This window comes from Umezawaea endophytica (assembly GCF_025061645.1).
Taxonomy (GTDB): Bacteria; Actinomycetota; Actinomycetes; order Mycobacteriales; family Pseudonocardiaceae; genus Umezawaea; species Umezawaea endophytica.
This window is the reverse complement of the sequence record NZ_JANYMP010000005.1, coordinates 125,155-142,157: the sequence shown is the minus strand read 5'-3', so window position 1 is coordinate 142,157 and position 17,003 is coordinate 125,155. Positions and strand designations below refer to the sequence as shown.

At 73.9% G+C, this 17,003-nt stretch carries 17 protein-coding genes and 1 pseudogene; 8 read left to right on the top strand and 10 right to left on the bottom strand.

All coding sequences use genetic code 11. The annotated features are described in order from the left end of the window. Nucleotides 1-77: 77 nt before the first annotated feature. Nucleotides 78-545, bottom strand: coding sequence for a DUF1731 domain-containing protein (locus NZH93_RS50650; protein WP_259623279.1), 468 nt, complete (start codon nucleotides 543-545; stop codon nucleotides 78-80). Further along, nucleotides 545-970 (bottom strand): annotated as a pseudogene (locus NZH93_RS50645) (NAD-dependent epimerase/dehydratase family protein); the annotation flags it as partial. The gene NZH93_RS50650 and the pseudogene NZH93_RS50645, both read right to left, overlap by 1 nt. Nucleotides 971-1,116: 146 nt before the next feature. Here NZH93_RS50645 and NZH93_RS12945 point away from each other — a divergent pair. Beyond that, complete coding sequence (locus NZH93_RS12945; RefSeq protein WP_259623278.1) at nucleotides 1,117-1,812, top strand: TetR/AcrR family transcriptional regulator; 696 nt, start codon at nucleotides 1,117-1,119, stop codon at nucleotides 1,810-1,812. 77 nt (nucleotides 1,813-1,889) lie between these two features. Then, a complete protein-coding gene (locus NZH93_RS12940) occupies nucleotides 1,890-2,588 on the top strand; it encodes a TetR/AcrR family transcriptional regulator (protein ID WP_259623277.1) in 699 nt (232 codons plus the stop codon). A gap of 25 nt (nucleotides 2,589-2,613) precedes the next feature. Here NZH93_RS12940 and NZH93_RS12935 read toward each other — a convergent pair whose 3' ends face one another. From NZH93_RS12935 to NZH93_RS12925, 3 genes are all read right to left on the bottom strand, one after another. Continuing rightward, the gene (locus NZH93_RS12935; protein ID WP_259623276.1) at nucleotides 2,614-3,066 is read right to left on the bottom strand and encodes a hypothetical protein; all 453 of its coding nucleotides are present in this window, start codon (nucleotides 3,064-3,066) and stop codon (nucleotides 2,614-2,616) included. An 89-nt stretch (nucleotides 3,067-3,155) separates the two neighbouring features. Further along, nucleotides 3,156-4,862: an AbeC-like domain-containing protein gene (locus tag NZH93_RS12930; RefSeq protein WP_259623275.1), complete on the bottom strand. Its 1,707-nt coding sequence runs from the start codon at nucleotides 4,860-4,862 to the stop codon at nucleotides 3,156-3,158. Between the two features lie 15 nt (nucleotides 4,863-4,877). Then, nucleotides 4,878-5,618, bottom strand: coding sequence for a serine/threonine kinase C-terminal domain-containing protein (locus NZH93_RS12925; RefSeq protein ID WP_259623274.1), 741 nt, complete (start codon nucleotides 5,616-5,618; stop codon nucleotides 4,878-4,880). Between the two features lie 36 nt (nucleotides 5,619-5,654). Here NZH93_RS12925 and NZH93_RS12920 point away from each other — a divergent pair, with 36 nt between their 5' ends. Further along, entirely contained in the window at nucleotides 5,655-6,161 is a 507-nt protein-coding gene (locus NZH93_RS12920) for a hypothetical protein (RefSeq protein ID WP_259623273.1), read from the top strand. A gap of 190 nt (nucleotides 6,162-6,351) precedes the next feature. Here NZH93_RS12920 and NZH93_RS12915 read toward each other — a convergent pair whose 3' ends face one another. Both NZH93_RS12915 and NZH93_RS12910 read right to left on the bottom strand, forming a co-directional pair. Next, complete coding sequence (locus tag NZH93_RS12915; RefSeq protein WP_259623272.1) at nucleotides 6,352-6,978, bottom strand: response regulator; 627 nt, start codon at nucleotides 6,976-6,978, stop codon at nucleotides 6,352-6,354. Further along, nucleotides 6,975-8,093: a sensor histidine kinase gene (locus NZH93_RS12910; RefSeq protein ID WP_259623271.1), complete on the bottom strand. Its 1,119-nt coding sequence runs from the start codon at nucleotides 8,091-8,093 to the stop codon at nucleotides 6,975-6,977. The genes NZH93_RS12915 and NZH93_RS12910 overlap by 4 nt, the downstream gene beginning before the upstream one ends. A 204-nt stretch (nucleotides 8,094-8,297) precedes the next feature. Here NZH93_RS12910 and NZH93_RS12905 point away from each other — a divergent pair, with 204 nt between their 5' ends. From NZH93_RS12905 to NZH93_RS12890, 4 genes are read left to right on the top strand one after another with little or no spacing between them, the layout of a single operon-like run. Then, complete coding sequence (locus NZH93_RS12905) at nucleotides 8,298-10,472, top strand: FtsX-like permease family protein (protein WP_259623270.1); 2,175 nt, start codon at nucleotides 8,298-8,300, stop codon at nucleotides 10,470-10,472. A gap of 6 nt (nucleotides 10,473-10,478) precedes the next feature. Continuing rightward, nucleotides 10,479-11,429: an efflux RND transporter periplasmic adaptor subunit gene (locus NZH93_RS12900; RefSeq protein ID WP_259623269.1), complete on the top strand. Its 951-nt coding sequence runs from the start codon at nucleotides 10,479-10,481 to the stop codon at nucleotides 11,427-11,429. After that, nucleotides 11,426-12,100, top strand: coding sequence for an ABC transporter ATP-binding protein (locus NZH93_RS12895; protein WP_259623268.1), 675 nt, complete (start codon nucleotides 11,426-11,428; stop codon nucleotides 12,098-12,100). Before NZH93_RS12900 ends, NZH93_RS12895 begins: the two co-directional genes overlap by 4 nt. Continuing rightward, nucleotides 12,100-13,365: an ABC transporter permease gene (locus tag NZH93_RS12890; protein WP_259623267.1), complete on the top strand. Its 1,266-nt coding sequence runs from the start codon at nucleotides 12,100-12,102 to the stop codon at nucleotides 13,363-13,365. Before NZH93_RS12895 ends, NZH93_RS12890 begins: the two co-directional genes overlap by 1 nt. 8 nt (nucleotides 13,366-13,373) lie before the next feature. Here the strand turns inward: NZH93_RS12890 and NZH93_RS12885 are convergent, their stop codons facing one another. Further along, the gene (locus NZH93_RS12885) at nucleotides 13,374-14,210 is read right to left on the bottom strand and encodes a helix-turn-helix transcriptional regulator (protein ID WP_259623266.1); all 837 of its coding nucleotides are present in this window, start codon (nucleotides 14,208-14,210) and stop codon (nucleotides 13,374-13,376) included. Nucleotides 14,211-14,311: 101 nt separating this feature from the next. Between NZH93_RS12885 and NZH93_RS12880 the strand changes: the two genes are divergently transcribed. After that, nucleotides 14,312-15,223: an SDR family NAD(P)-dependent oxidoreductase gene (locus tag NZH93_RS12880; protein ID WP_259623265.1), complete on the top strand. Its 912-nt coding sequence runs from the start codon at nucleotides 14,312-14,314 to the stop codon at nucleotides 15,221-15,223. 5 nt (nucleotides 15,224-15,228) lie between these two features. On the opposite strand, the gene NZH93_RS12875 is transcribed toward NZH93_RS12880, so the two are convergent. Beyond that, complete coding sequence (locus tag NZH93_RS12875; protein ID WP_259623264.1) at nucleotides 15,229-16,125, bottom strand: LysR family transcriptional regulator; 897 nt, start codon at nucleotides 16,123-16,125, stop codon at nucleotides 15,229-15,231. Nucleotides 16,126-16,195: 70 nt separating this feature from the next. After that, nucleotides 16,196-16,795, bottom strand: coding sequence for a chemotaxis protein CheB (locus NZH93_RS12870; RefSeq protein ID WP_259623263.1), 600 nt, complete (start codon nucleotides 16,793-16,795; stop codon nucleotides 16,196-16,198). Nucleotides 16,796-17,003: the final 208 nt, after the last annotated feature.

Below are 17,003 nucleotides of genomic sequence, written 5' to 3'. Positions count from 1 at the left end.
TCGCCGCCCCCGGGGGGGGGGGGCGGGGGCCGGGGCCCCGCCCCCCCCCCCGCCAGGTCCGGAGTGGACGGTCGAGTTCAGCTCAGCGCGGCGGCCAGCGCGGTGTCCAGGCGCGGGTGCCGGTAGGTGTAGCCGCCGTCGAGCGCGCGGCGGGGGACGGCGCGCTGGCCCGTGGTCACTACGTCGGCCATCTCGCCGAGCGCCAGCTTGAGCGCGAACCCCGGCGTCGGCAGGACGGCCGGGCGGCGCAGGGCCCTGCCGAGTGCCTTGGCGAACTCCCGCTGGGTGACGGGTTCGGGCGCGGTGCCGTTGTAGGCGCCGGTCCACGACGTGTCGTCGACCGCCTTGGCGTACAGGTCGACGATGTCGTCGACGTGGATCCACGGGACGGTGAACGCGCCGCCCGCGATCGGCCCGCCCAGGCCGATCCGGTAGGTGGCGAGCAGCGACTTGGCGTGCCGCCCGAGGCGTCGAGGACGACACCGGTGCGCATCCGCACCACCCGGACGCCGAACTCCGCCGCCCTGGCGGCTTCCTCCTCCCACTCGGCGCAGACGGTGGCGAGGAACGTGCCACCGGGCGGGGTCTCCTCGGTGATCTCCTCGTCGCCGCGCGGTCCGTAGTAGGCGACGCCCGAACTGGACACGAGCACCCGCGGCCGGTCGGCTTCGGGGGTGGTGCGCAGACCGTCGACGAGGTTGCGGGTGCCGTCCACGCGCGAACGCCGGACGCGGTCCTTGACCTCGTCGGTCAGGCGTTGGGCGATGGGTTCGCCCGCGAGGTGCACCACGGCGTCCCGACCGGCCAGCGCGCCGACCGGCGCGGGTCCGGCGAGCGGGTCCCACCGCCACGCGGCCAGGTCGGTGCTCGCGGAGCGGGAGAGCACCGTCACCTCGTCGCCGCGGTCCCGGAGGCGGGCGGCGAGCCTGCCGCCGATGAGGCCGGACGCGCCGGAGATGGTGATCTTCATGCCGGGGTTCCTCCGGTGGGGAGCGGGTGACGCCGTCGCGGTCGCCCAGGGGACGCGGGCGATCACGCATCGCGGTGTTAATGGTCGTAACTATGCGGCGATGTGTCATAGTGTGTCAACCCGTTGCGTCGAGTGAGGTGGTGGCGATGGCCGAGCAGGAGCCGACCCGTCGGGAGAGGATCCGGCGCCGGACCGTGGCGGAGATCAAGGCCGCGGCGATGGACCAGGTGCGGGAGTCGGGCTCGGAGTCGTTGTCCCTCAACGCGATAGCGCGGACCATGGCGATGTCGATGGCGGCGCTGTACCGCTACTTCGACAGCCGCGACGCGCTGCTCGCCGACCTGGCCGTCGACGTCCACCTGGACCTGGCCGAGGCGCTGGAGGCCGCCGCCGGTCGACCGGCGTCCCCGGTGGCGCGGGTTCGCGCGGTCGCGAACGCCTACCGGGAGTGGGCGCTGGCCCATCCCCACGCCTACCGCCTTGCGCACGGGTCCACCCACGGTTCGGGGCGGGACCACGCGGGCGACCGCATCGTGCCCGCCGCGCAGCGGAGCATGGCCGTGCTGCTCGCGGTGGTCGCCGAGGTCGGGCGGCCGTCCGGTCCACCCGTGCCCGCCGGGTTGGAGCGGCAGATCCTGCGCTGGAACAGCGGCGGTCACCACGACCTGCCCGTGGACGTGCTGCGCTTCGGGCTGGTGTGGTGGAGCAGGCTGCACGGGCTGATCAGCCTCGAACTGGGTGAGCACCTGGCGGCCACCGGCATCGATCCGGCGCTGCTCTACGAGGGTGAGGTCGACGCGATGCTGGCCGGTGTGGGCCACCGGTACGGCGCCACGGCGTGACTGCCCGGTCGACGCGCTACGGGCCGTAGCGCGTCGAATGACCTGTCCCGGCCCGCACGGGCCGTTACGATGCGCCGATGACCGACCAGCCACCTGCGCTGAGCAGGCGCGACCGACTGCGGGCCCAGACGTTCCAGGAGATCGAGGACTCGTCGTTCGCGATCATCGACGCCGAGGGCGTCCACGCGCTGACGATCGCGGCACTGGCCAGGAGCATGGCGATGTCCGCTCCCGCGGTGTACCGCTACTTCACCTCGCGGGACGCGCTGCTCGCGCACCTCATCACGGTGTCGTACGAGCAGTTGACGGCGGCTATGAGCCAGGCCGCCGAAGGGGGCAGGCGGGCACCGCGCACGCGGGTGGGGCTGCTGGTCGCGGCCTACCGCGAGTGGGCGCTCCGACACCGACGGCGCTACGGGATGCTGTTCGCCGACCGGACCGACGGCGTGCTCGCCGAGGGGGACGAGCGGACCCCGCTGCACCAGGGGATGGCCCTGCTCGTCGACCTGCTGGTGACCATCCAGAACGCGGCGCCCGGCGGGACCACCAGCGGTGACCGCGCGCTGGACGGGCAGTTGCGCCTGTGGGCCGGTGCCCAGCGGATGCCCGAGACCACCCCGGCCGCGTCCGCCGCGGCGATCCTGATCTGGACGCGGGTGCACGGGATCGTCAGCCTCGAACTCGCGGGCGTGTTCGAGAACGCCACCATCGAGGCGCAGCGGCTGATCGACCTGGAGATCGACAACGCCATCCGGCCGCTGACGGCCGCCTCCTGATCGACCCGCGGCCAGTGCGGTCGGGTCAGCGCAGGCCCTCGGCCACCTGCTCCAGGCCGTTCCTGATCAGCCGCCCGTACTCGTCGTCGCCGAGCGCGTCGATCGTGGCCCGCGCGTGCCCGAGGTGCTCGCGAGCGCGGTCGAGATCGCCCAGCTTGCGGTAGCACTCGCTCAGGTTCAGGTGCAACGACGGGCGCAGGCCCGCGACCGTGAGCGGCACGCCCGCCTCGGCCACGCGCTCGTCGGTCAGCAGGTCGACCACCGCCAGCGCCCGCAGGTCCCAGACCAGTTCCTCGCGCACGTCGTCCTGCATGTCGGCCATCGAGTGGGCGAGCGTGCACACGTGTAGGGGATCTCCCCGCTCGCCGCCGATTTCGGCCCAGATCTCCGCGAAGAGGAGGCGGGCCGCCTCCCGGTCGCCCCCGTGGCCGATCTGCACGGCCTCGCCGATCCGCAGGAGCGTCGGCTCCGTGATCATCTGTGGTGTCCTCTCGACCCGTTCCGCCGCGGCGACCGTATCGCCGTCCCGGCGGAGGGCACAACCGGGTCGCTTCGCCGTCAGCCGGTTCAGCCGGTGATGTCGACGTCGCCGTTCAGCGACCCCGTTTGCAGCACGTGGCCGGTCACGGTGCCGCCGTCGGCGATGGTGACCGTGTTGACGGTGGTGTTGACGACCGACTGGACCTGCTGGTCGAAGGACGCCGTGTGGTAGCCGGCGGTGCGCAGGATCTCCGCGACGGCGAGCGTCACGCGGGTGCGCAGCAGGTGCGTGTACCGCTCCACGTCGGCCTGCTGGAAGTAGCTGCGGAGTTCGACGTCGGCGGCCATCTCGCGCAGGGTCAGCAGCGCGCCGTACCGGTCCGGGTTCACCCGGCCGCGGTCCGGCCGGAGCGCGCGCGGGCGGATCACCAGGCGCGACGCGCGGGACAGCGCGCTCGCGGGCAGCAGCACCAGGTCCTTCAGCGCGCGGCCCACCGGCACCCACGGCGACGCGGGCTCGGTGTCCACGGCCATCAGCTCGGCGTTGATGGGCCGCAGCACGCAGGGGGTCCACTCCAGGTAGAGCGTCGACTCGTCCATCGCCACGTGCACGAAGACCGAGACCACGAGGTCGTGCTCCCACGTCACCAGCGAGAAGCGGCGGTAGAAGCGGGACCACTCGAGCGGGCTGTCGCGCAGGTCGTGCGCGTGCGACCGGGGCACGTGCGTGTACGGCGGCACGCCGGGGTCCTTGAGGTAGTGCGCGGACGGCGGACTGGACAGGTTGTCCACCAGGCCCTGCGCGTCGACCACGACGTAGTCGTCCACCCCGAGCGAGCCCAGCCGGGCGCTGGGGGCGAGCAGGGGCGCGTCGCGCAGGTCGGTGACCTTGCTGGTGATGCCGTCCAGCAGCATCGCGGTGTCGAGGGGTTCGACGTTGGGCGGGGCGTCGGCCTTGCGCTCCAGCGGCACGGCGATGGTCCACGGTTCGTGGATGTCGCCCGCGCCGACGAACGGCTTGTAGCCCCGGTGCACCAGCAGCGGGACCAGTCCATCCTCTTCGGACACCCCGCGGCGGAGGCGCTTGTTCGCGCCGTGGTGCTCCTCGACGCGCGCGGCCAGCGTCGGGGACAGGCTCAGCAGGGCGCGGTCGACGGGGCGCGACGGCCGGTGGTTGAGCGGACCGAAGCGGTCGGTCACGTGGTGGGCGATGAGCAGGCGGTTGGTCAGCAGGACCAGCAGCGCCACCGCGAGCAGCACGGCGGCGGTCACGTTGTCGGACGTGGTGTCGGGCACGATCCCGGAGAGGTCGGTCGAGCGGCGGCCGGAACCCGCCGAGTCGATCACCCACCCGATCGAGCTGACGACGAGCAGGACGACCAGGACGGTGCGGACGGGCCGGATCGGGCGGGCGGCACCGCGCCGGGCCTGCGCGTCGCGCCAGGAGCGGATGAGCTTCGGCAGGCTCAGCAGCAGCGCCACGAGGCCCCACACCGCCGCCAGCGGGAAGACGAGCGAGAACGCCAGCACCAGGACCACCAGCACCAGCACGTCCACCACGTCCGTGCGCAGCCGGGCGGCCAGCGCCTCGGTGAGCACGGCGGCGGAGTCGACGCCCGGCGCGGGCGCGGCGGGCCGGGTCGGCTCCACCAGCAGTTCCCGCAGCGCGGCGTCCGCGAAGTCGCGGCTGAGGTGGGCGGCGGCGCACAGGTGGCGCGTGGCCTCGTGGCGGTCGGGATCGGCGCGGTCGGGCTGCGGGGCGAACCGAGCCCACCTCGTGGTGGCCAGGACCATCTCCGGTGACGCTCCTCAGGGGGTTTCGCTGTAGCGGGTCATCGCGGCCAGGATCGGCGCGGCGTCGGGGAAGCGGGCGGGCGGCGCCGTGACGAGCAGGACGTACTCGACGCCGTTCGCCCGCCAGTAGTGCGCACGGGTGTGCCGGACGGCCCCGTTCGCGTTCGGCTTCACGAACTCCCACTCGACGGCGGGCAGGCCCTGGTGGGTGGTGCTCGTCAGCGCCACCCGCGTGTACTCGGGGCTGGCCGCCTCGGCGTTCGCGGCACTGGTGATCGTCTCCAGGAGGCTGTCGGGCCCCTGCTGGTCACCGCCGAAGCGCACCTCGACGTCGGGGTCCGCGGGGTCCTTCGCCACCAGCGTCCCCTTGACCTTGCCGCTGCCGGGGACGAACGAGTCCGGCAGCACGGTCACGAGGCCCTGCGGGCCGGTGTGGCGGTAGAACCCGGTGGGCGGTCCACTGGGGACGGTGGGCGTCGCGGTGGTCGACCTCGTCGGGGAGCCGCTGAGCGGCCACGTCGACGAGAGGGCGGGCGGCGGGGGAGTGGTGCCGGCAGCGGCGGGCCAGAGCTGCGGGACGTAGATCGTCCCCAGGCCCGCGCAGAGGCTCACCACGACGCCGATCGCCGCCGCCGTCGCGGCGAACCAGAGCGACCCCGGCGGCGTCGACCGACGGGCCCGTTCGCGGTTCGACACGGGTGGACGGCGGTCCCCGGTCTCGTCCTCCGCTATGTTCGCGGCGAGCGGATCGCTCATGGAACCCTTCTCCTGGAACGGGAAACGGAGGCAGACGTGCGGAATCGGATCGAGTGGACCCTCGCGGAGCGCTGGGCGGAGGTGGCCAGGGCCGAGTCGGCGCCGGTGGACGCGGACCGGCTCGCGGCGGCGCTGCTCGCGGTCGCGGACACCTCCCGGTCGGTCACCCGCGACGGTGACCTGGAGATCGCCAACGCCGCCCAGTTCGTCGAGTGCGCGAAGGCGGCGGACCGGCTGGCCGGGCTGGACCCCGCCGACCGGGACGTCGCCCGGCGGGCGGGGGAGCTGATCGCCGAGGTCGAGCGCGGACGGGGCTTCCGCTGGGACGAGCCGGTGCGCACGGCGGCGCTGTGCGCGGTGGCCGCGGTCGTCGCCGTCGGCGGAGCGGTGCTGGGCGGTGTCGTCGAGAGCGTGCCGCTGGTCGTCGTGACCGCCGTGCTCGGCAACCTGCTGCTGTTCGCCACCGTCCTCACGGCCCGCCGTCCGATGTGGAGGGTGCGCGCCGAGCTGATGGCGCCGATGATCCGCGCCCACGGGATCTGAGCGGCCGAGGGTAATCGGGACCGCGGTCGTCGAGCGCCGAACCGCATTGCGAACCGTCCACTTCCCCGCGAAACCGTTTCCGACGCGATGGTGGCACGACGATTCGGCGATCTCTCCGCAGATATTCGGAGACGGTTCGGAATTCCGGTGAATCACCCTTCCGTGGAGCGGGGGCCCGGCCGCGCGGCGGTCACGACCCGGCGAGGCCCACCCGCCAGGCCCAGGACGCGATCTCGACGCGGTTGCGCGCGCCGAGCTTGGCCAGCACCGAGGTCAGGTGCGTCTTCACCGTGGACAGCGACATGTGGAGCGCGACGGCGATCTCCTGGTTCGTGAGGCCGCGCGCCACCTCGCGCACGACGTCCTGCTCCCGCGCCGTGAGCTTGTGCCGCTCGACCTTCTCGCCCGGTCGGGTGAACCGCTCCAGCAGCCGCAGGGTGATCTGGGGCGAGATCAGCGCGTTGCCCTGCGCCGCCGCCCGGACGGCCTCCACCAGCAGTTCGGGGCCCGCCTCCTTGGTCAGGAACCCGCTGGCCCCGTGCTGGAGCGCGGTGTGCACGTACTCGTCCAGGCCGAAGGTCGTCACGACGACGATCTTCGACGTCGGCGAGAGCTGCCTCGTCACCTCCAGCCCGTCGAGCCCCGGCATCCGGATGTCCACCAGGCACACGTCCGGCCGCAGTTCGCGGGCCGTCGTGACGGCCGCGACCCCGTCCGCGACGTCGGCGACGACGGTGATGTCCGGGCGCTTCTCCAGGATCATCCGGAACCCGACGCGCACCATCTCCTGGTCGTCGGCTATCAGGACCGAGATCACCCGCGCCCCTCCCACGGCAGTTCGGCGAGGACCCGCCACCCGGTCTCGCCGGGACCGGCGGAGAACCGCCCGCCCAGGATGTCGACCCGCTCCCGCATGCCGACCAGGCCGTAGCCCGAGGCCCGCGTCGACGCCTGCCTGCCGTCGTCGGTCACGACCACGCGCAGCGCCGTCGGTGTCCGGGACAGCTCCACGGCGACCTCGGTCGCCTCGACGGCGTGCTTGTGCGCGTTGGTCAGCGACTCCTGGACCAGCCGCAGCACGGACCGGCCCAGCTCGGGCGGCAGTTCGGGTGGGAGGTCGATACGCAGCCGGACCGGCAGACCCTGGTCGCGGGAGCGTTCGACGACGGCCAGGACGTCGGCGCCGAGGTCGGTCGTCGCCACCTCCGGGCCGCCCTCGCGCAGCGTGCCGACGAGCCTGCGCATCGCGCCCACCGCCGTCGTCCCGCTGTCGATGATGCCGGGCAGCAGCCGGTGCGCCGCCTTCGGGTCCTCGTCGGCCACGTCCAGCGCGGCCTGCGCCTGCACCAGCATGCCGGTCACGTAGTGCGCGACGACGTCGTGCAGTTCGCGGGCCAGCGCGATGCGCTCCTCGCGCTGCGCGCCGGACACCGAGGCGGACAGCACGCGCTCGCGTTCGGCGTCCCGCGCCCGGAAGTACCGGCCTGTCCCCACCGCGACCACACCCAGCAGCAACGACCCGACGATGTTCGACTCCGTCCAGGACAGGTCGCGCGCCACCGCCGCGTGCAGGCTCACCGCCATGAGCACGCCCACGCTCGTGACGGCCGTCCTCAAGGCCGCGTACCGCACCACGGCGGCGACCAGTGCCATGCACGCCGCGGTCTCGGAGAGCGACAGCAGGCCGAACGCGGCTTCCGACTGGTGGCTGCCCGCCTGATCGGCGAACGAGGCCAGCACCACCGACGTGGCGGCCACCGCCGTCGACGCGGCCGGGAAGCGGTGGGCGGTGACCGCGGCCACGCAGACGGGCAGGGACAGCAGCCACGACCAGATCGCCGGGCCGCGAACGGGCACCAGCCAGACCAGTTCCGTCACGAGCAGCGCGCCGAGCGCGAGCACGGTCGGCCACTGCCTGCGAAATCCGTCCATAGTGGAAACGGTACTGATTCCGCCCACCTCCCACCTCGGTCACCTGACCGACCCGGAATGGCGGGTCGACCGAGGCGGGGACCGCCGCCCGCTCGACAGGATCCACGGCATGAGTCCGGTGTCGAGTGGATCGGTCGAGCCCGCCGTCGGCGGGGTGGACGTGGAGCGGGACCCGGTGGTCCGGCTCCGGGACGGTGGTCCCGCGTGAGGCTCGCGATCACCCTGTTCCGCGGGGACCGGCGCGGCCGGGTCTCCGCCGCGCTCATCGCCTCCGGCGTGGCCGTGGGCGTCCTGCTCGTCCTCTGGCTGCTCGCGGCGCCGAACGCCCTGGAGGCGCGGAAGGACCGCGTCGCGTGGCGGGAGGCGGGCCCGGAGGGGTCCGTGACGGTCGCGTCCACCGCGGACGAGTTCGGCGGCAGGCTGATCGCGCGCTTCGACGTCGCGTCGGCCGAACCGGGGGAAGTCGCCGTGGCCCAGGGGATTCCGCGCCTGCCCGGCCCCGGCGAGGTGGTGCTCTCACCCGCGCTCGCCGACCTGGTGGGCACCGTGCCCGCGGCGAGGCTCGGCGACCGCTTCCCCGGCGCCGTCGTCGGTCTGCTGGGTGAGGGAGCGCTGCGGTTCCCGGACGAGCTGGTCGCGATCGTCGGCCACCCGCCGGGCGCGGTCGATGGCCGCCACGTCCGCGACCTGCTCGGGTCGAGCGTGGAGGTGGACGAGTCGGGCACGGCGCTGTTCCTGCTCACCAGGATCGGTCTGGTGGTGCTGGTGGTGCCCTGCCTGGTGCTCGTCGCGTCGGTCGGGCGGCTCACCGCCGCCAAACGGGAACACCGCCTCACGGCCCTGCGGCTGGCGGGCGCCACGCCGCGCCAGGCCGTCGTGGTGATCGCGGTGGAGATCGCCGTCGGGGCAGTCGTCGGCAGCGCGCTCGGCGTGGCGCTGGCCTGGCCGTCGAGCCACCTCGCCGCGCTGGTCCCGTGGGAGGGCGGCACCTGGTTCCCCGCCGACTTCGCGCCCGACCCGCTGGTGGCTTTCGTCGCGGCGGTGTGCGCGCCGGTGCTGGTCGTGGGCGCCGCCGTGCTGGGGCACTGGAGGGTCGTCGCCCGTGCGCCGGGAGAGGTGAGGGTCCGCGTGGTGCGGTGGCGGCGGCTGCTCATCGGGTGCGGGGCGTTCGCGCTGTTCTTCGCGGGCATCGCGGTCGCGCGGGAGGTCGGTGGGCCGAGGCGGTTCGAGGTGGTGCTGGCGGGTGTCGCCGGGGTCGCGCTGGCCTTGGTGTTCACCGGGCCGGTGGTGACGTGGCTGGTCGGGCGGCTCTTCGTCGGGTGCTGGCGCGGACCGGCGACGCTGCTCGCGGGACGGCGGCTCGTCGGCGACCCGGTCGCGGCGTTCCGCGGCTCGGCGGGCGTGGTCATCGCCGTGTTCACCGGATCGCTGGCGCTGACCATGGTGACGGCGCTGGAGCGGCAGGTCCGCTTCGACGACGGGACGTGGTCGCCGGACGCGATCGTCGCGCACGACATCACCGACCCCGGCCGGATCGACGCGCTGCGCTCGGCGACGGACGCGCCGGTCCTGCCGATGGTCACCGGGCTGCTGACGGCGGGCGGCCGGTCGAACTCCGCGCTGGTCGGCCGGTGCGCGGACGTCGCGAAGGTCCTCACCGGACTCACCTGCGCACCGGGGCCCGCGGTGTACGCCCCGCAGCCGCTGGACACCAGCCGTCCACTCCGGGTGGCCGGGAGCCAGGGCTCGGCGAAGGTCGAACTGCCCGTGGGCGTCGAGGTCCGCGCCCACCGGAGCGCCTCCTACGTCGTCGTCGACCCGGAACTCGTCCCGACGGTGGCGGCGCGGCCGAACAGCGTGGCGGTGCTGACCACACCCGAGAACCGCGACACCGTCCACACCGCACTCGTGCGGGCGATACCGGGGGTGTCGTTGCAGGACGGCGAACGCGCCGACGCGGTGGGCGCCACGATCCTGGAGGACCTCCGCCGCGCGGTGGTGATCGGGCTGGTGATCGCCGCGCTGCTCGGCGGTTCGGGCGCGGCGGTGTCCGCCGTGGGCTCGGTGATCGACCGGCGGCGGACGTTCAGCGCGCTGGTGGTGGCCGGGACCCCCGTCCCCCTGCTGCGCAGGGTGCTGCGGCGCGAGGTCGTGCTGCCGGTGTTCGCGTCGACGCTCCTCGCCTGCGGCGCGGGCTTCGGCGTCGGGCTGGGGCTGCTGTCCGTCACACCGGGCCTCCCGCACGACCTGGACACGCCGCTGACGCCGTGGATCGCCGCGCCCGCCGCCGCGGGGCTCCTCGTCTCGCTGATCGCGGCCACGGCCTGCGGGGTGGCGCTCCGAGGCGTCACGGCCACGACCCACCCCCACGGGGACTAGCCGGACATGGAGAGGACTTCGATGCGCGTCAACGCCATCGCGCCCCTGTGCGCGTTGCTGATGACCACCACCGCCTGCCAGGCGACCGGACCGGACGGGGCGAACCCCGACCTCTCGCCGCGGGGCACGGCGCTGACCAGGGTGAAGCCGACCAGGAAAGACCTCACCACGACCTTGTCGCTGGCCGGGACGGTGACGATGCGGCCGACGATCGGGCTGGTCGCGCCGGTGGCCGGGAAGGTCCGCTTCGTCGACCTGCCCGCCTCCGACACCCCCTCGACCACACCGGTTCGCGTCGCCACCGTCTCGGCGGACGGGACGGCCCACCCCGTCGAGATCCCGGCGGGCACGGTGTTCGCGGGACGGCTCGTGGACGACGGGGCGACGGTCACCGCGGGCATGCCGATCGCGTCGGCGGAGCACACCGGTTACGGCATCGTGGCCGGCCTCGACGCGGGCCAGGCGTACCAGGTCTCGGGCGCCACCTCGGACGTGCGCGCGCAGATCGAGAACGGTCCGGGCCCGTTCCCGTGCGCCGTGCTCGGCACCATCGCGGCCCTGCCCGCGGGCACGGCGCCCGAGTCGACCCCGGAGCCGTCGGGGGAGCCCGCGTCGCGCAGCGCGGCCACCGGCCTGCGCGTCGTCTGCGCCGCTCCCGGTGACGTGACGCTGATCAACGGGGCCTCGGCCTCGGTGGAACTGGTCACCGGCCGGTCGGCGAACGCGCTCGCCGTCCCGGTCGAGGCGGTCGCGGGCAGGCGGGACCGGGGCAGGGTCGACGTGCTCCTGCCGGACGGCTCGCGCCGGACGACCGACGTGGTGCTCGGCCTCACCGACGGCCAGGTCGTCGAGGTGACCTCCGGTCTCACCGGCGACGAGGAACTGGCCGTGCCCGGACCCGACCTGCCCGATCCCGCCCAGGACGGCGCCACGACCCCGACGGGACAGCGACGATGACACCGTTGATCCACCTGACCGGCATCACCAAGACCTTGAAGGGCCAGGGGGAGCCGCGCTCGATCCTGTCCGGGGTGGACCTCACCCTGCACGCGGGGCGCAGCGTCGCGATCCTCGGCCGGTCCGGCTCGGGCAAGAGCACCCTGCTCAGCGTCCTCGGCCTGTTCGACCGGGCCGACGGCGGGCGCTACCTGTTGGGGGACAAGGACATCACCCGTCTTCCCGAACAGCGGGCGGCGGCGTTGCGCAGCGCGGAGTTCGGCTTCGTGTTCCAGCGCTTCTTCCTGCTCAAGCACCTCACCGCGGCGCAGAACGTGGCGATGGCGTTCGTCAACGGCCAGGGATGGCTCCCCAGGGGCAAGCGCAGGGCGCGGGTGATGGCGGCACTGGACCTGGTCGGCATCGCGCACCTCGCCGAGCACCGGCCACCCAGGCTGTCCGGCGGCGAGCAGCAGCGCGTCGCCATCGCACGGGCACTGGTCCGCGAACCGCGCGTGCTGCTCGCGGACGAGCCGACCGGCGCGCTGGACACCGAGACCGGCGCCCTCGTCGTCGACGTGCTGCGCGACGCCACCAGCCGGGGCTGCGGCCTGGTGCTGGTCACGCACGACCGCGACCACGCACGCAAGATGGACGACGTCCTCGAACTGCGCGAAGGGCGGTTCGCCTGATGGGCTCCGGGAAGCTGCGCTCGGCGCTCGTCATCGGCGGTCAGGGCATCCGCGCCCGCAAGCTGCGCACGTTCCTGTCGATGACCAGCCTGTTCCTCGGGGTGCTCGCGGTGCTGACGGTGCAGGCGGGCGCCGAGATCGCCGAACGCGCGATGCTCTCCGGCGTCGAGCTGACCCGCGGCAAGGACGGCACGCTCCAGATGTTCGTGCCCCAGGAGGAACCGGCGCTCGGGGTGGTGGAGCGGACGCTGGCCGGCAGGTCCGACGGGGTGGCCGTGGTCGGCATGAACGCGATCATCGGCGAGCCCGGCGTGCGCCCGATCAACGACGGGGCGGTGCCGTTCGACCACCCGCGCGTCGGCGGTCCGGAGGGCGGCTCCGGCAAACCGGACGGCCAGGCGATCGAGGTGCAGCTCGAAGCCCTCACCGGCGACGTCCGCGGGTTCCGGCCGTTCCGCCAGGTCTCGGGGCAGTGGTTGGACTTCGCCTCGGCACCGGCGCTGGCCCCGAGGATCGTGGTGAACGAGGAGGCGGCGATCGGCCTGCGGCGGCACCGGGTCCCCGGCGAGATGGCGCTGCCCGGCGCGGCGGTCCACGTCACGCCGCAGGTGGTCGGCGTGGTCGAGGACGGCAGCCCGCGGCCCTCGGTCTACGTGCGGATGGACGAGTTGCGCACGTGGCCGCCCGGCTCGTCGAACGCCGACACGTCCCGCGGCGGCTCCCGCGTCCAGGTGATGCTGTCGCCCTCAGCGACCGACCTCGTGCAGACGCTGCGCTCCCGGCTGATCGGCGTCGGCGTGCCCGCGGACGAGCTGGACGCGCACCCGATCGACTCGCGGGAGGAGTTGGAGGGCCAACTCTCCCTGGTGCGGCTGATCTTCCTGGGGATGGCGGCGCTGGTGCTGCTGATCGGCGTCGCGGGCATCCTGAACGTCGGCCTCGCGACGGTCGGCGAGCGCGTCGAGGAACTGGCCCTGCGCCGCGCCGTCGGCACGTCGCGCCTGCTGCTGGCGGGCATCGTGCTCGCGGAGACGCTGCTGACCGGGCTGCTGACCGCCGTGGCGGCGATTGGCACGGGCGCCGCGGGGGTGAAGGTCGGGTCGGCCCTGCTCGGCCCGAGCTACCCGGCGCTGCAAGGCATCTCGTTCCCGTGGCAGGCCGGTGTCGCCGGGGTGGTCGCGGGAGTGGCCGCCGGGGTGCTCGGCGGGCTGGTCCCCGCGATCCGCGCCGCCCGCATCCCCATCGCCGCGGTCATGCGGGCGTGAGCGGCGGATCAGTCGGCCCGTGGTGACAGCTCCTGGGTGCCGATGGCGGCGAGGAGGTCGAGCTTGCTCCGGGCGTCCGTTCCGGGACGTGGTGTGTACACGACCACGCGCAGGTTCGAGCCCTGCGTGGTGAGGGTGTCGGAGTCCAGGTCGACCGGGCCGACCTCGGGGTGCTCGACGACCTTGTGCCCGCTCTGGTGGGCGGCGACCGTCCGGAGCGCCCACAGCTCGCGGAAGCGCGCGCCGCGGTCCAGCCGCCTGATCAGCGCGTCGAGGTCCTGGTCGTCCGGGTACCGGCTGGTGGTGGCCCGCAGGTCCGCCACCAGCGACGACTCGAACGAGGCCAGTTCGGCCGGGGTGAACCGCACCCGGCTGGTCTTGCCCTCGAACTGCCGCAGCAGCAGGTTGCGGTCGTCGGGGGACAGGGCGGAGGGGTCGCCGAAGGTCGCCGCGAACAGCGGGTTCCAGTGCAGGAGCTGCCACGTGGCGTCGTAGACCGACAGCGGGTGCCCGGCGAGCTGGTCCATGATCCGGTGCACGCTCCCCGGTATCAGCCTCGGTATCCGGTTCGGGTCCGCGGTGTGGCCCGCCAGGCGCATGAGGTGGGCCTGCTCCTCGTCGGACAGCCGCAGCGCGCGGGCCAGTGCCGAGCACACCTGCGCCGACGGGGTCGTGGCCCGGCCCTGCTCGAGCCGGACCACGTACTCGATGGAGATGCCCGCCAGGACGGCCAGTTCCTCCCGCCGCAGCCCGCGGGCGCGGCGCGGCGAGTTGTGCGTGAACCCGACCGCCTCGGGGGCGAGCCGGTCTCGCCAGGCGCGGAGCGCGGAACCCAGGTCGTTCATCCGCCCAGTGTCGCGCAGGACTCCGGACGCAGCCTGGTACCGGCTGTACCAGGACGATCCGTGGCTGCCACCGCCGAACCCGGCGGTGGACGGTGGACCGCATGAACCGACCGCAGCACGCCGACGAACGGCCCACGCCCCGCACCACCCGCCCACCACGGACCCAGGGGAGGGCCGCGGAACTGGTGGTGGTGACCGGCGCCTCCACCGGCATCGGCCGGGCGACCGCGAAGCGCCTCGCCGCCGACGGCTTCCACGTCCTGGCGGGCGTGCGCCGACAGGTCGACGCCGACCGCCTGGCCGCCGAGAACGTCGAGCCGGTCATCCTCGACATCACCAGCGAGGCCCACGTGGCCGCGCTGGCCGAACGGGTGGCGCGGGACCCCGGCGGGCGGCCGCTGCGGGCGGTGGTCAACAACGCGGGCATCGCGGTCAACGCGGCGGTGGAGGCGCTGGCGCTGACCGAGTGGCGGCGGCAGTTCGAGGTCGGCGTCTTCGGGCAGATCGCGGTGATCCAGGCGCTGCTGCCCGCCCTGCACGCGCACGGCGGCCGGATCGTCAACATCGGGTCGGTCGGCGGCAAGGTCGCCATGCCGAGCTTCGGCCCGTACGCCGCCGCGAAGTTCGCCATGGAGGCCGTCAGCGACGCGCTGCGCCGCGAGGTCGAGGAGTTCGGCGTGCGGGTCGTGGTCGTCGTCCCCGGCGCCGTCCGGACCGCCATGAACGAGAGCGGGGTCGCCACCGCCACCCGGCTGGCCGAGGCCATGACCCCCGACCAGCACGTCCGCTACGACAAGCTGACGACCGCGTTCCTCGGCCAGATCGAGGCCTTCGGGAAGGACGGCGTCGAACCCGAGAGCGCCGCCGCGGTGGTCTCGCGGGCCATCACCGCGCGGAAGCCGCGCACGCGCTACACGGTCGGCCGCGACGCCGCCGTGCTGGTCCGGCTCGTGCGGTTCATGCCCGACCGACTCCTGGATCGCGTGCTGCGCAGGCAGATGAAGCTGGGCTGAGGCGCCTACGACGCCGAGGCCCTCCGGGCGGACGGTGCCCTCAGCGGCGGGGAGTCGCGGTACACGGCCGTGGCGATCCGGACGAAGGACCGGATCAGCGGGTTGGTGTCGTTCTCGTTCCACGCCGTCACCACGCGGCTGGGCGCCATGTCGACCAGGGGGACCACGGCCAGGTGCTCGGGGAGGTCGTGGCCGAGCGGGGCGATGCCGATCGTGCCGTTCCACAGCACGGCTTGCAGGCACTCCTGGACGACGCGCACCACCGGGCCCTCGCGCGGTTCGCCGCCGTTCCAGTACGACTGCCAGATCGGGTCGGTGCCGCGGGGGAACTGGAACCAGCGGCGGTCGGCGAGGTCGGCCAGCGTCAGGTGGTCGCGGACGGCCAGCGGGTCGTCGGCGCGCAGCACCGCGCCGACCGGGTCGGCGCGCAGGTCGCGGACGGCCAAAGCGGTGTCGTTGAACGGCGCGCGCGTCAGCGCCACGTCGACCAGCCCGGCGTGCAGGCCGCAGGTTGGGTCGGTCAGGTCGGTGTCGCGGACCCGGACGTCGACGCCGGGGTGCTCGCGGCGGTACGCGGCGGCCAGGTTGGTGGCGGCCTGGTCGGTGCTGTCGCCGAGGATGCCGATGGTGATGGTCGCGGTACCCGCCGCCGCGGCCACCCGAACGCGCACCCGGTCGGCCTGGTCGAGCAGGGCCCGCGCCTCGTCCAGCAGCACGGCCCCGGCCGGGGTGAGGGAGACGCCCGCCGCCGACCGGTCGAGCAGCGGGGCGCCGACGTCGGCCTCCAGCCGCTGGATGGCCCGGCTCAGCGGCGGCTGGCTCATGTGCAGCCGGGCGGCGGCGCGGCCGAAGTGCAGTTCCTCGGCGACCGTGACGAAGTACCGCAGCGTGCGTAGCTCCACACTGGGAAGATACCCGTGGGGTATCGGCGGTGGATCACACGACGGGCGAGTCCCGCACCTCCGCCCTCGGTCACCGGTGGGTGAGGACGTGGGACTGGATGGCTTGGGCGATGTCGGCCAGCGGGAGGACGCGGTGCACGAGATCCGTGTCTATGGCCGCGGCGGGCATGCCGAAGTACGCCGAGCTGTCCTCGTCCTGCGCGTAGACGGTGCCACCGCAGTGGGAGATGGCGCGGATGCCCGCCTGGGCGTCGGTGCCCCTGCCGGTCAGCACGACCACGAGCGCGCGGGGGCCGCAGGTGACGGCGAGGGTGGCCAGCAGCAGGTCCGCCGACGGGCGCGCGGGCGGCAGGTCGTCGGAGTCGATCAGGCCGAGTCGGGCCTCCGAGGTGACCAGCAGGTGCCGAGCGGACGGCGCCACCAGCACCGTCCCCGTCCGCAGCTCGTCGCCGTCGCCCGCCGCGCGAACCTCCAGCGCGGTGCGGTCGTCGAGGATCTGCGCCAGGCGGCTGGGGTGCTCAGGGCTGAGGTGCTGGAGCACGAGCAGCGCGGCGGGCAGGTCCGCGGGGAGGGGTGCGAGCACCGTGGACAGCGCGGCCAGCCCGCCCGCGGAGGCGACTAGGGCGACGACGGGGAAGGTGAGCGCGTAGGGGTCGCTCCGGACGCTCACCGCGGCACGCTCGATGGACCGGCCTGCGTCTTCATGACCCCATCCTCCACTGGGGAACGGGTCGGCCGCCGACCAGGGGCCGTCACGGCGGTGCCACGATGCCCGTTTCGTACGCGTACACGACGGCCTGCACGCGGTCGCTGCCACGGCTCACGCCGGGTTCTGGTGTCCTTTTCGGACAGTCGGGGACGACGGCTGTTCGCCACAT

What these genes read in the sequence shown, in the direction of transcription:
- NZH93_RS12895 (WP_259623268.1), top strand. Translation starts at nt 11,426, where the DNA reads ATGACACCGTTGATCCACCTGACCGGCATCACCAAGACCTTGAAGGGC.
- NZH93_RS12935 (WP_259623276.1), bottom strand. Translation starts at nt 3,066, where the DNA reads ATGATCACGGAGCCGACGCTCCTGCGGATCGGCGAGGCCGTGCAGATC.
- NZH93_RS12930 (WP_259623275.1), bottom strand. Translation starts at nt 4,862, where the DNA reads ATGGTCCTGGCCACCACGAGGTGGGCTCGGTTCGCCCCGCAGCCCGAC.
- NZH93_RS12890 (WP_259623267.1), top strand. Translation starts at nt 12,100, where the DNA reads ATGGGCTCCGGGAAGCTGCGCTCGGCGCTCGTCATCGGCGGTCAGGGC.
- NZH93_RS12945 (WP_259623278.1), top strand. Translation starts at nt 1,117, where the DNA reads ATGGCCGAGCAGGAGCCGACCCGTCGGGAGAGGATCCGGCGCCGGACC.
- NZH93_RS12940 (WP_259623277.1), top strand. Translation starts at nt 1,890, where the DNA reads ATGACCGACCAGCCACCTGCGCTGAGCAGGCGCGACCGACTGCGGGCC.
- NZH93_RS12885 (WP_259623266.1), bottom strand. Translation starts at nt 14,210, where the DNA reads ATGAACGACCTGGGTTCCGCGCTCCGCGCCTGGCGAGACCGGCTCGCC.
- NZH93_RS12880 (WP_259623265.1), top strand. Translation starts at nt 14,312, where the DNA reads ATGAACCGACCGCAGCACGCCGACGAACGGCCCACGCCCCGCACCACC.
- NZH93_RS12910 (WP_259623271.1), bottom strand. Translation starts at nt 8,093, where the DNA reads ATGGACGGATTTCGCAGGCAGTGGCCGACCGTGCTCGCGCTCGGCGCG.
- NZH93_RS12925 (WP_259623274.1), bottom strand. Translation starts at nt 5,618, where the DNA reads ATGAGCGATCCGCTCGCCGCGAACATAGCGGAGGACGAGACCGGGGAC.
- NZH93_RS12900 (WP_259623269.1), top strand. Translation starts at nt 10,479, where the DNA reads ATGGAGAGGACTTCGATGCGCGTCAACGCCATCGCGCCCCTGTGCGCG.